The sequence below is a fragment of the Aquimarina macrocephali genome (assembly GCF_051627225.1).
Lineage (GTDB): Bacteria > Bacteroidota > Bacteroidia > Flavobacteriales > Flavobacteriaceae > Aquimarina > Aquimarina macrocephali.
Map to the genome: position 1 here is coordinate 2,806,601 of NZ_CP151795.1, position 15,185 is coordinate 2,821,785.

At 33.8% G+C, this 15,185-nt stretch carries 13 protein-coding genes; 5 read left to right on the forward strand and 8 right to left on the reverse strand.

The window, feature by feature from the left end; all coding sequences use genetic code 11:
• Positions 1 to 50 precede the first annotated feature (50 nt).
• The 6 genes from frr to rplM all read right to left on the reverse strand — a co-directional run bounded on the left by frr (position 51) and on the right by rplM (position 4,796).
• Positions 51 to 614, reverse strand: coding sequence for a ribosome recycling factor (gene frr / locus AAFU52_RS12135; RefSeq protein ID WP_024772304.1), 564 nt, complete (start codon positions 612 to 614; stop codon positions 51 to 53).
• 46 nt (positions 615 to 660) lie between these two features.
• Positions 661 to 1,368, reverse strand: a complete 708-nt coding sequence (gene pyrH / locus AAFU52_RS12140; protein ID WP_024772305.1) for a UMP kinase — start codon at positions 1,366 to 1,368, stop codon at positions 661 to 663.
• 454 nt (positions 1,369 to 1,822) lie between these two features.
• A complete protein-coding gene (gene tsf, locus AAFU52_RS12145) occupies positions 1,823 to 2,788 on the reverse strand; it encodes a translation elongation factor Ts (protein ID WP_024772306.1) in 966 nt (321 codons plus the stop codon).
• A gap of 171 nt (positions 2,789 to 2,959) precedes the next feature.
• Positions 2,960 to 3,790 (reverse strand): 30S ribosomal protein S2, encoded by an 831-nt coding sequence (gene rpsB / locus AAFU52_RS12150; RefSeq protein ID WP_438426553.1) that lies wholly within the window; start codon positions 3,788 to 3,790, stop codon positions 2,960 to 2,962.
• Positions 3,791 to 3,918: 128 nt separating this feature from the next.
• Positions 3,919 to 4,341, reverse strand: coding sequence for a 30S ribosomal protein S9 (rpsI, locus tag AAFU52_RS12155; RefSeq protein WP_024772308.1), 423 nt, complete (start codon positions 4,339 to 4,341; stop codon positions 3,919 to 3,921).
• Complete coding sequence (gene rplM / locus AAFU52_RS12160; RefSeq protein WP_024772309.1) at positions 4,341 to 4,796, reverse strand: 50S ribosomal protein L13; 456 nt, start codon at positions 4,794 to 4,796, stop codon at positions 4,341 to 4,343. The genes rpsI and rplM overlap by 1 nt, the downstream gene beginning before the upstream one ends.
• A 281-nt stretch (positions 4,797 to 5,077) precedes the next feature.
• Between rplM and AAFU52_RS12165 the strand changes: the two genes are divergently transcribed.
• The 3 genes from AAFU52_RS12165 (at position 5,078) to AAFU52_RS12175 (ending at position 9,603) form a co-directional block, all read left to right on the forward strand.
• Positions 5,078 to 7,771 carry a DUF5916 domain-containing protein gene (locus tag AAFU52_RS12165; protein WP_438426554.1) on the forward strand — a complete coding sequence of 898 codons (2,694 nt, stop codon included), beginning with the start codon at positions 5,078 to 5,080 and terminating at the stop codon, positions 7,769 to 7,771.
• 70 nt (positions 7,772 to 7,841) lie between these two features.
• Positions 7,842 to 9,038 carry a serine hydrolase domain-containing protein gene (locus tag AAFU52_RS12170; protein WP_024772311.1) on the forward strand — a complete coding sequence of 399 codons (1,197 nt, stop codon included), beginning with the start codon at positions 7,842 to 7,844 and terminating at the stop codon, positions 9,036 to 9,038.
• A gap of 49 nt (positions 9,039 to 9,087) precedes the next feature.
• Entirely contained in the window at positions 9,088 to 9,603 is a 516-nt protein-coding gene (locus AAFU52_RS12175) for a hypothetical protein (protein ID WP_438426555.1), read from the forward strand.
• A gap of 81 nt (positions 9,604 to 9,684) precedes the next feature.
• Here the strand turns inward: AAFU52_RS12175 and polA are convergent, their stop codons facing one another.
• Positions 9,685 to 12,513 (reverse strand): DNA polymerase I, encoded by a 2,829-nt coding sequence (gene polA, locus AAFU52_RS12180; RefSeq protein ID WP_035093134.1) that lies wholly within the window; start codon positions 12,511 to 12,513, stop codon positions 9,685 to 9,687.
• A 404-nt stretch (positions 12,514 to 12,917) separates the two neighbouring features.
• On the opposite strand from polA, the gene AAFU52_RS12185 reads away from it, so the two are divergent.
• Positions 12,918 to 14,156: a metallophosphoesterase gene (locus tag AAFU52_RS12185; protein WP_035093137.1), complete on the forward strand. Its 1,239-nt coding sequence runs from the start codon at positions 12,918 to 12,920 to the stop codon at positions 14,154 to 14,156.
• A gap of 73 nt (positions 14,157 to 14,229) precedes the next feature.
• Positions 14,230 to 14,526: a thioredoxin family protein gene (locus AAFU52_RS12190; protein WP_024772315.1), complete on the forward strand. Its 297-nt coding sequence runs from the start codon at positions 14,230 to 14,232 to the stop codon at positions 14,524 to 14,526.
• Here the strand turns inward: AAFU52_RS12190 and AAFU52_RS12195 are convergent.
• Positions 14,523 to 15,176 carry a polysaccharide deacetylase family protein gene (locus AAFU52_RS12195; protein ID WP_035093139.1) on the reverse strand — a complete coding sequence of 218 codons (654 nt, stop codon included), beginning with the start codon at positions 15,174 to 15,176 and terminating at the stop codon, positions 14,523 to 14,525. The two genes, AAFU52_RS12190 and AAFU52_RS12195, sit on opposite strands and share 4 nt — an antisense overlap.
• Between the last annotated feature and the right edge of the window lie 9 nt (positions 15,177 to 15,185).

The window sequence follows — 15,185 nt, forward strand, 5'->3', positions numbered from 1 at the left end:
CGTTTCTAATTAGAAAACGCTTTATTTATAATTTCTATACATTAGAAATGTTAAACTGTCATAATTTCTTTTTCTTTATGACTAAGCATCTCATCAACCTTTTTAATATATGTATCTGTTAATGCTTGAATATCTACTTCTGTATTTTTTGCCAAGTCTTCTGACAATCCATCTTTTTCTAATTTTTTAATCTCATTATTGGCATTTTTACGATCATTACGTATACCAACTTTAGAATCTTCTGCCTCAGCTTTTGCTTGTTTTGCAAGATCTTTACGACGTTCTTCTGTAAGAGGAGGGACGCTTATGATAACGCTTTCGCCATTATTCATTGGATTAAACCCTAAATTAGCTATCTGAATACCTTTCTCAATCTCAGGGATTACAGATTTATCAAAAGGTTGAATTGTAATAGTTCTTGCATCAGGAGTGGATACATTTCCTACTTGGTTTAATGGGGTAGGAGAGCCATAGTATTCTACCATAACACTACCTAACATGGCAGGAGATGCTTTACCAGCTCTAATATTGAGTAATTTTTTTTCTAAATGAGTAATTGCTGCTTGCATTGACTCTTTGGTCGAATCTATAATAAAATCTATTTCTTCGTTCATGTTTTAGTTCTTTTCTTCTGACTAATCAAAAAATAAGCCAATATGATTAAAGGTTTACTTGAGTACCTATGGATTCGCCAGAAACTACTCTTAGTAAATTTCCAGCTTTATTCATGTCAAAGACTATAATAGGTAATTCATTTTCCTGACTTAATGTAAATGCTGTTGTATCCATAACTTTCAGACCTTTACGTAAAACATCATCAAATGATATGAAATCAAATTTTGTTGCATCAGCATTTTTTTCTGGATCAGAGGTGTATATTCCATCTACTCTTGTGCCCTTTAGAATAACATCTGCATTAATTTCTATAGCTCTAAGTACTGCAGCAGAATCAGTAGTGAAATAAGGATTTCCTGTTCCTCCACCAAATATTACAACTCTTCCTTTTTCAAGATGACGCATTGCTCTTCGGCGTATAAACGGTTCTGCTACTTCATTAATCTTTACTGCAGACTGTAGTCGAGTAGGTATTTCGGCATCTTCAAGAGCACTCTGCAGGGCTAATCCATTAATAACGGTTGCAAGCATACCCATGTGGTCCGCTTGAACCCTATCCATTCCTTTACTGGCACCTGCGACACCTCTAAAAATATTACCTCCTCCGATCACAATAGCAACTTGTACACCTTTTTCTGTGATTTGTTTGATTTCATAGGCATATTCTGCCAATCTTTTAGGATCAATTCCATATTGACGATCACCCATTAAAGCTTCGCCAGATAATTTAAGTAATATTCTTTTATATTCCATTATGAGATTTAACTGTGGTGCAAATATAGCGATATTCTTAATTTAGAAAATAGTTTGGATTATAAAGGTGGATTTTTAAGTTAAATTGTTAAACATTAGAGTTTAAAAACTATTTAAAAAAGGGTGGTTTTCCCCTGTACAAGGTATTGATTGGTGTTGAATTATGTTATAGGTTTGCATCAAGGAAAACAAAAAAGGTGTTGGGGGATGATAAATATTTTTAGAAAGGAGATAAAACGTTTTTTAGTGTACTAATGCCATATAGGTATTAGTGTATTATAGGCTGATTGGGGAGTTAGTCTGTATTGGGGGTAAGTTTTTGAAGAAATTCAAAACTTATAAACGTTAAGAACCAGAAAGAAAATATTTTGAAAATGATGAATAAAAAACCGCTTCTGTAATAGAAGCGGTTTTTATTTTTTCAGATAAGTCTGAATACTATGTGATTTTTGGATTAACCTAAAGCTACTCTTTCGAAAGCTACTACAGATACATCACCAAGTGTTTTTACATAATCAGCAACACTTTTCTTTTCATCTTTAATGAAATTTTGGTCAAGAAGACATTGTTCTTGATCTAGTGTAGTATTATCAGAAATAAATCTTTCTAATTTTCCAGGAAGAATTCTATCCCAGATTTGCTCAGGTTTACCTTCTGCTTTAAGTTCTTCTTTCAACTTTTCTTCTGCTTGTGCAATTACATCATCAGTCAATTGAGATCTTGAAATAAATTGAGGGATATTTTTCAACGTTTTCCCTAATCGACCAAGTTCAATATTCTCTTTTTCGATTGCAGCAATTCTTGCTTGAGTTTCTGAAGCAACATATTCTGGATCAAAATCTTTGTAAGATAATGTAGTTGCTCCCATAGAAGCTACTTGCATAGAGATATCTTTTGCAAGTGTTTCTGCACTATCTATTTCGGTGGATAAACCGGTTAAAGCACCAATTTTATTACCGTGGATATAAGATCCTACAAAAGGAGCCTCTAATACTTTAAAATCTCCTATTTCGATTTTTTCTCCAATAACACCAGTTTGCTCAGTAAGTTTTTCCTGAACAGTCATACCATTAAAATTTGCAGCTAAAAATTCTTCTTTAGAAGAAGTACTAAGTGCTAGTTCGGCTAATTCTCGTGCTAAAGAAACAAAAGAATCATTTTTTCCTACGAAATCAGTTTCGCAGTTAAGAGAAACGATTACTCCTTTGTTTTTTGCGTCATTAACTTTTGCAATAACGGCACCTTCGGCAGATTCTCTATCTGCTCTTTTATCAGCAATTTTTTGTCCTTTTTCTCTAAGAACCTTGATAGCTTTGTCAAAATCTCCTTCGGCCTCAACAAGGGCTTTTTTGCAGTCCATCATTCCGGCACCTGTAGCTTTACGCAATTTACTTACTTCGGCTGCTGTAATATTTGCCATATCTTTAAATATTTAATGTGTAAAATGTATTGTTTGTATAAAAAACAAGTCGTTTAGTTAGTACTGCAAAAGTAAAGAACCAAACGACTTATCAATTTTATATTAAAGTTAAGTTTTATCGTAGAGACAAAAGTTTAACTTCGAATTTTAATAGATTGTATATCTATTTGTTTATTCTTCTTCTTGCTTTGCAGCTTCAGTTGTTGGGGCTTCTACTGTAGCTTCAACCTTTGCAGGTGTTTCGACTTTTGCCGGAGCTTCAGCTTTTGCATCTTTTTTAGGAGCATCTTTTTTAGGTGCTTCTTTTGTTGCTTTTCTTTCGCTTAAGCCTTCTATAACAGCATCACTTACATAAGTCATAACTTTGTCTATAGATTTAGAAGCATCATCATTTGCAGGGATTACATACTGTACCTGACGTGGATCAGAGTTGGTATCAACCATTGCGAAAATTGGAATGTTTAATTTCTGAGCTTCTTTTACTGCGATATGTTCGCGAGTAATATCTACAACAAATAATGCCCCAGGTAGACGAGTCATATCAGAAATAGAACCTAAGTTCTTTTCTAATTTTGCTCTTAAACGATCTACTTGTAAACGTTCTTTTTTAGATAGTGTGTTAAAGGTACCGTCTTTCTTCATTCTATCGATAGAAGCCATTTTTTTGACTGCTTTACGAATAGTAACGAAGTTAGTAAGCATACCACCAGGCCATCTTTCTGTGATATATGGCTGATTAGCTTTACTTGCTTTTTCGGCTACGATTTCTTTAGCTTGTTTTTTAGTCGCAACAAAAAGGATTTTTCTGCCGGACGCTGCTATCTTTTTTAAAGCCTCACCAGCTTCATCGATTTTTGCAGCAGTTTTATATAAGTTAATGATGTGAATACCATTACGCTCCATATAAATATATGGTGCCATATTTGGGTCCCATCTTCTTGTAAGGTGACCAAAGTGTACACCTGCATCAAGTAATTCTTTTACTTCGATATTGTTTGCCATTTTTGTAATAGTTTACGTTCTGTTGAATTAGCAATGCTCAAGTGACTACTTTTTGTACGGCCTTGTGCATTTAGATGCTAAACTAACCCCTCATGAATTGAGGTAACAACAAATACTGTTTTAATAAATTAACGTTTAGAGAACTGGAATTTCTTACGAGCTTTCTTCTGACCGAATTTCTTACGTTCTACCATTCTTGGATCTCTGGTCAATAAACCTTCTGGCTTAAGAATACCTCTGTTTCCTGTTGCTCTTCCGTCTTCTGTTTCTTCAGCTTCATCTGTATCAAAAGTACACATTGCTCTTGATATTGCTAAACGTATTGCTTCAGCTTGTCCTGTGATACCGCCACCGTAAACATTTACTAAGATGTCAAATTTTCCATCATTTCCTGTTAAAACCAATGGTTGGTTTACTTTGTACTGCAATGTAGCAGTAGGGAAATAATCATTTAAATCTTTTTTGTTTACCACGATCTTTCCAGAACCTTCTTTAAGATATACTCTGGCTACAGCCGTTTTTCTACGACCAATTTTGTGAATAACTTCCATTACTTAAATTCGTTTAAGTTAACAGTTTTAGGTTGCTGAGCTTCCTGACTGTGGTCTGCTCCTGCATATACCTTTAAATTACGGAATAAAACTGCACCTAATTTGTTCTTAGGTAACATTCCTTTTACCGCTTTTTCAATTAAACGCTCTGGATTTTTGTCATACAATTCCTGAGCAGTAAGACTTCTTTGCCCTCCAGGGTATCCAGTGTGACGGATATACGATTTATCTGTCCACTTTTTTCCTGTTAAGTTGATTTTCTCGGCATTGGTAATGATAACATTATCACCGCAATCAACGTGTGGGGTAAAGTTAGGCTTGTGTTTTCCTCTTAGTAGTAATGCAACTACAGAAGAAAGACGCCCTAAAGTCTGTCCTTCAGCATCTACATGCAACCATTCTTTTGTAACGGTAGCTTTGTTGGCAGATACTGTTTTGTAACTTAATGTGTCCACACTAATTATTTTTACTTAATTAAACATTCCTTTTCCTATATAAAATAGGGGTGCAAATGTACAATTATATATTTATATAGCAAACAGGTAGTAGATATTATTTTTAAAGTATGATTCATTGGTTTTCAGCTATATTAATGTAATAAGGAGTTGTCTTGTTTGTTTTGTGCTCTGTAATCACCTTCTCTTGTTAATTTTTTACTAAAAAACAGCATAAAGTGTGACAAACTAAAATAATTTCTGTCATCTTAGTTATATCAATCATCAAACTTCTAATCATCATGAAATGTTATGCCTATTTATTGGTACTCTTTTTGTTTCCTATTATTGCCATTGGGCAAGATTCTACTAGTACTGTTAAAAAACGAATTTATACTACAAAACCACTTAATAATGGCGAAACACCAACAATTAATGGTCTGATTGATGAACCTGGTTGGGATGTAGTAGAATGGACTAGTGATTTTATTGAAAATCAACCTGATGAAAATACACCTCCAAGTCAAGAAACTAAATTCAAAATTGTATATGATCAGAAATATCTATACGTAGCATATCGATGTTATGATACCGAACCAGATAAAATAGAAAAACGACTATCAAGAAGAGATGGTTTTGCAGGAGATCGTATTACACTTATCCTGGATACGTATCACGATAAAAGAACTGCTTTTTCTTTTACTATAACTGCTGCTGGAGTGAAAGGGGATGAGTTTGTTTCGCGAAATGGTGATAACTGGGATAGTAGCTGGAATCCAATATGGTATGCTGCAAGTAATATAGATGATGAAGGGTGGACAGCAGAAATAAAAATTCCTTTAAGCCAGGTGAAATTTGGTAAAAGCAAAGAACAGGTATGGGGATTGCAAGTAAACAGACTACTTTTTCGAAAAGATGAACGATCTGTATGGCAACGTATCCCTAGAGATGCCTCTGGATTTGTAAGTGAATTTGGAGAATTACATGGTTTGATTAATATCGAAGCACAAAAACAATTAGAAATCCAGCCATTTGCAGTAACACAATTTGATACGTATCCCGAGGAAAAAGGAAACCCGTTTAGAGATGGTGAAGATTTTAAATTGAATGGAGGGTTAGATGCAAAAATCGGAATCACAAATGATCTAACTTTGGATCTAACTGTAAATCCTGATTTTGGCCAGGTCGAAGCTGATCCTGCAGCTATAGCATTAGATGGATTTCAGATTTTCTTTAGAGAACAACGACCTTTTTTTGTAGAAAATAAAAATATTTTTGATTACCGTTTTGCCAATAACCAGGATAATTTATTTTATTCTCGTAGAATTGGAAGAAGCCCGCAAGGGTCAATTTCAGGAATTGATAATGAGTTTATAGATAAGCCCACTAATACTACAATTCTTGGAGCTGCAAAGTTTAGCGGAAAAACCAAAGATGGATGGTCTATCGGTATTTTGGAGAGTGTAACTTCTAGAGAAATTGCCAAAATTGAAGATGAGAATGGAAATAAAAGAGAAGCTATTGTAGAGCCATTAACTAATTATATGGTAGGTAGGGTACAAAAGGACTTTAATCAGCGTAACTCATTTATTGGCGGAATTATAACAGCTACGAATCGAAATCTTGGAGACACTTTTGATATAGATGAGGATGATCCAAATACAGATGAAACATCAGAAGTAGCAGGAACAAGAGAAAATAATCTTAATCTTCTTCGGAAATCTGCATACACAGCAGGATTAGATTTTAGACATAACTGGAAAGATAGAAAGTATTTTGTAGAAGGTAATATCGTAGCTAGTCATGTAGAAGGTTCTGAAGAAGCTATCGAAAATACTCAGAATTCACTCACACATCTTTTTCAACGTATTGATGCAGATCATGTAAACTTAGACCCTAATCGTACTTCACTTACCGGAACTGGTGGTAAACTTAGAGGAGGGAAATCCGGAGGCGGAAATTGGAGATATGGGGGAGGAATTTATTGGCGTTCTCCAGAATTAGAATTAAATGATATCGGTTTTTTACGACAAGCAGATGATATTAGACAATTTGCAAACCTTCGTTATCTCTTTTTGAAACCTACCAAATTTTATAGAAGAGCTAATCTTAGATTTAACCAATCATCAGCATTTGATTTCGAAGGTAACTATAATCGTATTGAATACGTTTTAGGAGGAAATATTGATTATAAAAATAATTGGTGGACCGAGGTAGAAATGATTCATAAACCTCGAATTTTTACCAATACAGTTCTGCGTGGTGGTCCTCGTTGGAGATTCTCTGAAGAAAATATAGGAGTGTTGTTTTTTGGGTCAGATCAAAGAAAGAAATTTAATTTTACCGTCGGTCATGTAAATTCATGGACGAAGCAGAATAATTTTTCTTTCAAAAGATACGTGTTAAGACTTAGGTATCAGCCATTTAATTCGTTTAGTATGTCTATAAATCCAGAATTTGTACGACGCCGTAGTAAAACACAATATGTTACCGATGTCGATTTTAATGATACGCCGAGATATATAACCGCTAACATTGATCAACAAACTCTAAGTGCGAGTATACGATTAAATTATAGTATTAATCCGAACCTTACGATTCAATATTATGGGCAACCGTTTATATCTCGAGGAAGGTATACAGATTTCAATAGTGTTAATAATCCAATTGCAAAAGATCTTAACCAACGTGTAACATGGTATGATCAGGATCAGATTTCGTTTGCAGATGATGAGTATTCTGTAGATGAAGATAGAGATGGTAATGTAGATTATACTATTGATAATCCTGATTTTGCATTTGTTCAGTTTCGTTCTAATCTAGTGTTGCGTTGGGAATATATTCCTGGTTCTGAAATATTTTTAGTTTGGTCACAAGGTGTTACCGGAGATGGAAATGCTTCTGATGACCTATTTAAAAGTTTAGATAATCAGATTCTGAATCAGCAGCCAGAGAACACATTTTTAATCAAAGCAACATATCGCTTTGTATTGTAAAGTTTCTGAAAAAGTTTTTATACAATAAATAATATTAAACGTATTTTGCGACAATATAGAATGTCGTAATATGAAGTATTTTTATGTTGTATTAACTCTGGTTTTTTTAGTGGCTTGTACTACCTCAAAACCTAAAGAAAGAGTTGTTGTATTTGATGAGAAACCAGAAGTGTCAAAAAAGGACTCTATATCTTTCTTTTTAGAGCACTATGAAAAGTTTTTTGCTACTAATTTTAATGTTTCAGAATGTCCTGGAGCAGCAGTTGTGGTGGTTAAGGGTGATGCTGTTATTTATAAAAAGGGCTTTGGGGTAAAAGAAATTCATACACAAGATTCTGTAGATGTAAATACAGTCTTTAGAATCGCAAGCTTATCCAAGGGCGTGACAGCAGTTTTGGCAGGAAATTTAGTAGATCGTGATGAATTACAATGGGATCAAAAAGTTAGAGAATCAGTAAAAACATTTAGTTTAAGAAATAGTGAACAGGCAGATCGACTTAAAGTAAATCATTTATTATCACATACAACAGGACTTTACCCTTATACATATACCAAGCTTATACAAAAAGGATGGTCTTTAGAACAAATTATCAAAAATTTTAAAAGAAAAGGAGTTGTATCTAAAGAAGGCGTTGATTATGAATATCAAAATGCAATATTTTCGGTTATTGAAAAAATAATGGAAAACCAAACCGAAAAATCGTTTGAAACTCTTCTTAAGGAGAGAATATTTGACCCGGCAGGGATGCGTACTGCATCAAGTACATATTCGGCAATAAAAAAGAATGATAATGTAGCTTTACCACATAAATATAATCATTATTCAAATAAATACAGGGTTACAGAGATTCATAAAAATTATTATAATGTAGCTGCTGCAGGAGGGATTAATGCGTCAATCTCTGATATGGGAGAGTATTTAAAGGTATTGTTGGGATATCGTCCAGATGTTATATCAAAAGAAAGTTTGAGTGATATTTTTAATCCTATTATTTGTACTAGTGATGAAGATACCTATGTTAATCTGTGGGATGGAGTAACAGATTCATACTATGCAAAAGGTTGGCGAGTTTTGGATTATAGAGGCAGAAGAATAATGTATCATGGTGGCAATGTAAATCAATATAAAACACAATTGTTAATTGATCCAGATAATAACATTGGTGTTTGTGTGTTATTTAATGGTCCCAATCCATTTAATGGACCGGTGATCCCTACTTTTTTAAATTATTATGATTTTTATAAAGAAATAGGTCAAAATCAATAGGTGAAATGATCTTTAGTTTTGACCGGCTTAACTTTTAATATTTGCTGAAATGAACTTAAAAATTTTATTTTTTTTAGCTGTATTTGGACTTTTATTCGCATCCTGCTCTTCTAATGATGATTCTGGGGATGTAAAGCTTCCGATATTTGGCACTTACAAATTAGTTACATATACTACTAATCCCGCTTCGGATATCAATAATGACGGAACAGCATCAGAGAATCAAACATCAGAGACCGATTGCCATGATAGCTCTTTTCTTACTTTAAATGATGATAATACATTTAAAGGAAAGCTTACTTTTCTTGAGTTGAAATCAGATACCAATGGGATGGAAACACAAAATATAGAATGCTTTTCAGAAGGTATAACCGGAACTTTTGTGCTTGAAAATGAAACTGTAACATTATCATATACATTTGACGAAGTAGATAAAACCTTAGTGCTAACATTGGTAAATAATCAAATGACTTCTAAAAAGATGGATATTGATTTATTGACTAGAGATGATAGTAATACTTTGGTTTTTGTTGATGCTACTCTAATATTGATTTTTGAAAAATAAAATAAGTAAAACAAAGAATCCCTACAGGTTGCCAATACCTGTAGGGATTCTTTGTTTTATTTTGAATTTTCTACACTGTTTTTAATGAGCTTCTAGCCAGTTGTTACCTAATCCAAGATCCACATCTAATGGCACCTCTAAAGTATAGGCATTTTCCATTTCGGTTTTGATTAAGGTTTTGATAGTTTCTAATTCAGGTTTAAAAACATCAAATACCAATTCATCATGAACCTGAAGTAACATTTTGGTCTTGTAGTTTCCTTCTTTCAGTTTTTTATGAATATTGATCATTGCGATCTTGATAATATCAGCTGCACTTCCTTGAATAGGAGCATTTACTGCATTTCGTTCTGCTGCACCACGAACAATTGCATTAGCAGAGTTAATGTCTTTTAGATATCGGCGTCTTCCTAAAACTGTTTGTACATAACCATTTTCTCTAGCAAAATCTACTTGCTCACTCATATAGTTACGTAGCTTTGGATAGGTTTTGTAATACGTATCGATTAATTCTTTGGCTTCACTTCTCGAAAGACTGGTTTGATTACTTAATCCAAAAGCCGAAACACCATAAATAATACCAAAGTTTACCGTTTTGGCATTACCACGTTGCTCTCTGCTAACATCTTCTATAGGAACATTGAACACTTTTGCAGCTGTCGAAGCGTGGATATCTTCTCCATTTTTAAAAGCCTCAATCATGGTCTCTTCTTTACTTAAAGCAGCAATGATCCTTAATTCTATCTGAGAATAATCTGCCGCTAGTAGTGTGTGTTCTTCATTTCTGGGAACAAATGCTTTTCTTACTTGTCTTCCTCTTTCTGTACGAATAGGGATGTTCTGTAAATTAGGATTATTAGAACTTAGACGTCCAGTAGCAGCCACTGTCTGCATATAATCTGTATGAACACGCCCGGTATTTTCATCAACCTGTGCTGGTAATGCATCAACATAGGTGCTTTTTAATTTAGACAAACCACGAAAATCTAATATATCTTGAATAATCTCATGATCCTTTGCTAAGTAAGATAATACATCCTCTGCAGTAGAATATTGCCCTGTCTTTGTCTTTTTGGGTTTATCTACCAATTTCATTTTTTCAAATAATATAACACCCAGTTGTTTTGGTGAAGCAATATTAAACTCTTCTCCAGCTGCTGTATAAATCTTTTGCTCTAAAGTTTTAACATCGCTATCTAGTTCTTCAGAAAGAGATTGTAAAAAATCTTTATCCAGATTAATCCCTTCGACTTCCATATCTGCTAGAACTCTTAGTAACGGAATTTCAATATCCTTAAACAAAGAAACCGTTTTAGCTTCGGTAAGTTCTGGTGCAAAATGTTCTTTTAGCTGAAAAGTAATATCTGCATCTTCTACGGCGTATTCGGTTTGTTTGTCAATTGGTACTTGTCTGAAGGATAACTGGTTTTTACCTTTTTTACCGATTAATTCGGTAATAGAAACCGGGGTGTAATTAAGATAAGTTTCGGCAAGCACATCCATATTATGCCTCATATCAGGATTAATAAGATAATGTGCCAGCATCGTATCAAATAGTGTTCCTTTGACTTCGATGTTATATTTTGCTAGAACCTTGATATCATATTTTAGATTCTGGCCAATTTTTGTAATATGTTCGGCTTCAAAAAAAGGTCGTAGTTGTTCGATCAGCTCTTGTGCCTCGTTACGATCTTCGGGAAAAGGAATATAAAAACCTTTTCCTGCTTCCCAGGAAAAAGCAACCCCTACCAATTCTGCGGTTAATGGATTAAGACCTGTGGTTTCAGTATCAAAACAAACATTCTCTTGTTTTAATAAATTTTGAAGGAATAATTTCATTGCCATTCCCGGAGCAATACTTTGATAAAAATGCTCGGTATTAGCAATTGTTTTTCTACTGGAGAAAGAAACGGCTTCACCAGATTCCTCGGCTTCGCCAAATAATGAAAATTGACCTGCTCCAGCTTGTGTTGTTTTCTTTTTTGTAGCAGAACTGCTTGCAGTTTGGGCAGATGTAGTTGTTGCTTCTCCCGAAAAAATCTTAACAAATTGATCCGCAAGTCTTCTAAACTCTAACTCTTCAAAAATCGTATGTACTTTTTGTGCATCAGGTTTTGTAAGTTCATAATCATCGGCATTAAAGGTTACATCACAATCTAAAATAATGGTTGCAAGTTTTTTAGAAAGAAGCCCTAATTCTGCATTTGCTTCTACTTTTTCTTTCATTTTGCCTTTTAGCTTATCAGTATTAGCTAATAAGCCTTCCATAGAACCGTATTCTGCAAGAAATTTTTTAGCAGTCTTGTCACCAACACCTGGTAGTCCGGGGATATTATCAACAGCATCCCCCATCATACCGAGGTAATCAATAACTTGCTCTGGTCGTTCTATTTCAAACCTCTTTTGTACCTCTGGTATCCCCCAGATTTCGATTCCATTTCCCATTCTGGCAGGGCGATACATAAAAATATTCTCAGAAACTAATTGTGCATAATCCTTATCAGGAGTAACCATATAGGTTTGATATCCTTCTTTTTCAGCTTGTTTGGCGATAGTACCAATTAAATCATCAGCTTCGACACCAGCCCTTTCTATAATTGGAATGTGCATAGCTTTTAATATTTCCTGAATTATGGGTACAGCTATTTTAATGGCTTCAGGAGTTTCATCACGATTGGCTTTATACTCAGGAAAAATTTCTAATCGATCTTTACTTCCTTGTTTGTCAAATGCAACAGCCAAATGATCAGGCTTTTCTCTTTTTATAACATCAAATAAAGAATTTACAAAACCTAAAACTGCAGATGTATCCTGCCCCTTTGAGTTAATTCTTGGGTTTTTAATAAGTGCATAGTACCCTCGAAAAATAAGAGCGAAAGCATCCAGAAGAAAAAGACGTTTTTGTGACATGATGTAAGTTAAATTTTTAGAAATGCAATATAAAAAGAAGATTAATCAAATTAGTGTCAAAAACTATAATAAATATAAAAAGAAATGCCGTCAAAAACTGACGGCATTTCGCCCCAAAATAAAATTGATAACAATGTATCAACTGCTATAAATACGATAGTAAATTTTATATATAGTATATGATTTTTTTAAATTGTAATTAAGCCCTAAAAAGGAATATGAAACGAAGTTACAAATAAAAATCTTAGTTCTAAAAGAAATTGTTAAGATTTATGCCGGATAAAGACATGATTTTAACGCTTTTTGGTCACAAAATTTATTTATCGTTAATTTTTACTTAAAAAATAGCTGCAAATTAAAAAGGAGGAATAGCTTTGTTCAATAATAAAACTGTAAAACAAATTATGCGTTGGTTAATTCCTATAATTCTATACATACTTATTGAAACTTATGCATATCAAGCCATTCGAACTATAACCAAAAATCAATGGGTGCAAATAGGATATTTGGCATTGTCATTACTTATTTTAAGTTATGTGATTTATGTTTTTGCTAATTATGACCGTAGTGTTGGTCCAACTAAGTACACATTACGAGCTAGTGCTCTTTTGTTACTCACATTAGTGCCTAAATTAATTATGGTTTTGTTTTTATTTGGTGAAGATATCATTAGAGTTTGTGTGGCGGGATACAATTATCTTACAAATACTTTTTTTGAAGGCACAGCCACTCAATATTTTCCAGACCGAAGAAAATTTATAAGTCAATTGGCATTGGGTGTTGCTGCAATACCTCTTGGCGGATTGTTACATGGTATTTTTAGGGGGAAATATAATTTTAAAGTAATACGTCATGTATTGCATTTTGAAGATCTTCCTGCTGCATTTGATGGGTTTAGGATTACACAAATTTCAGATATACATTCTGGAAGTTTTGATGATGCTACTAAAATTGAATATGCAGTGGATTTAATTAATGAACAAGAAACAGATTTATTATTGTTTACCGGGGATATTGTAAATACTGTCGCAGAAGAAATGGATGACTGGATAGATACATTTAAGCGTATTAAGACACCTAAGTATGGTAAATATTCTGTTTTAGGAAATCACGATTATGGAGAATATGTTACCTGGGACAGTCAGGAGGAAAAAGATGCAAATTTTGAAGCAATAAAGGAAGTTCATACTAAAATCGATTTTAATCTGTTACTTAATGATAGCACTTTTGTAGAAAAAGATGGTGAACGTATTGCTGTAATAGGAGTGGAGAATTGGGGGCATAATTTTAAGAAAGCTGGTGATTTAACAAAAGCATCTGAAAAGGTGACCAAAGAAGATTTTAAAGTTTTGTTAAGTCATGACCCTTCACATTGGGAATATGAAGTAAAGAAGCATTCGGATCATTACCACCTTACGCTAAGTGGACATACACACGGATTTCAATTTGGGATTGAAATTCCCGGATTTGTACGATGGAGTCCAGTGCAGTATGTATATAAGCAATGGGCAGGTATGTATGACGAAATGGGGAGATACCTGAATGTAAATCGAGGTTTTGGGTTTCATGCTTTCCCGGGACGGGTTGGTATATGGCCTGAAATTACAGTTATTGAATTGAGAAAAGGATCTAAAGATGCTTAATTCACAGAAAGTGTTATATTTACAACTGTTTAATGGCCGATTATAAAAGGCCCAAACATAAAAGTTTTTGAACATGTCAAAGTTTGGAGATATAATAGGTATTGAAGTTCCTGTTTTATTAGACTTTTTTACCGAATGGAATGAGCCCTCTCTGGCAATGCATCCTGTATTGAGGGATGTAGCAGCAGCACTTGGAGATAAAGGGAAAGTTATAAAGATCGATGTAGATAAGAATGAAGAGTTGGCTACAGCTTTGCGTATTAAAGGGCTTCCTACATTAATGATTTATAAAGAAGGTGAGATGGTTTGGAGACAAAGTGGTGAGCAAGATGCTAATACACTAATAGGTCTCATGAAAGAATATGTTTAGAACCTAATGGTATCAAAAACATATCCTCTTTTGGTAAAATAGTCTAAAACTTCTGGTAGTGCTACAGTAAGGTTTTTTGAAGCTTTTATACTGTCATGAAAAACAATAATGCTTCCCTGTTGTGCATTTTGAAGCACATTTTGTAAACATTCTTCTGGAGATATTGTTTGTTCCCAATCTTTTGATAATACATCCCAAAGTATAATTTTATATCCTAACTCTTCTAGTGCTTTAAATTTAGCATGGCTTATTTGCCCATATGGAGGTCTAAATATCTGTTGTATGTCTTTGTTGGGGGAATATTTCTGGATTAGATTTTGGCAATCTATAGTGTTATCAATATACATATCCAGGCTGGTTTTCCAGGCCTTTAAGTGATTCATAGTGTGATTGCCTATAGTATGACCTTCTGATAGAATCTGTCGAAAAACCTCGGGATGTTTTCTAATATTATCACCAATACAAAAAAAAGTTGCTTTGGCATTATATTGATTTAATTGTGTCAAAACAAATTCTGTAACACCTGGTATAGGACCATCATCAAAAGTTAAATATAGCTTCTTTTCATTATTTGCATAAAGATCCCAAGTATAATTTGAGAAAAGCTGTTTGATAACTTTAGGAGTTTTATTTGGGATTATTTGCACCATGAGTATACT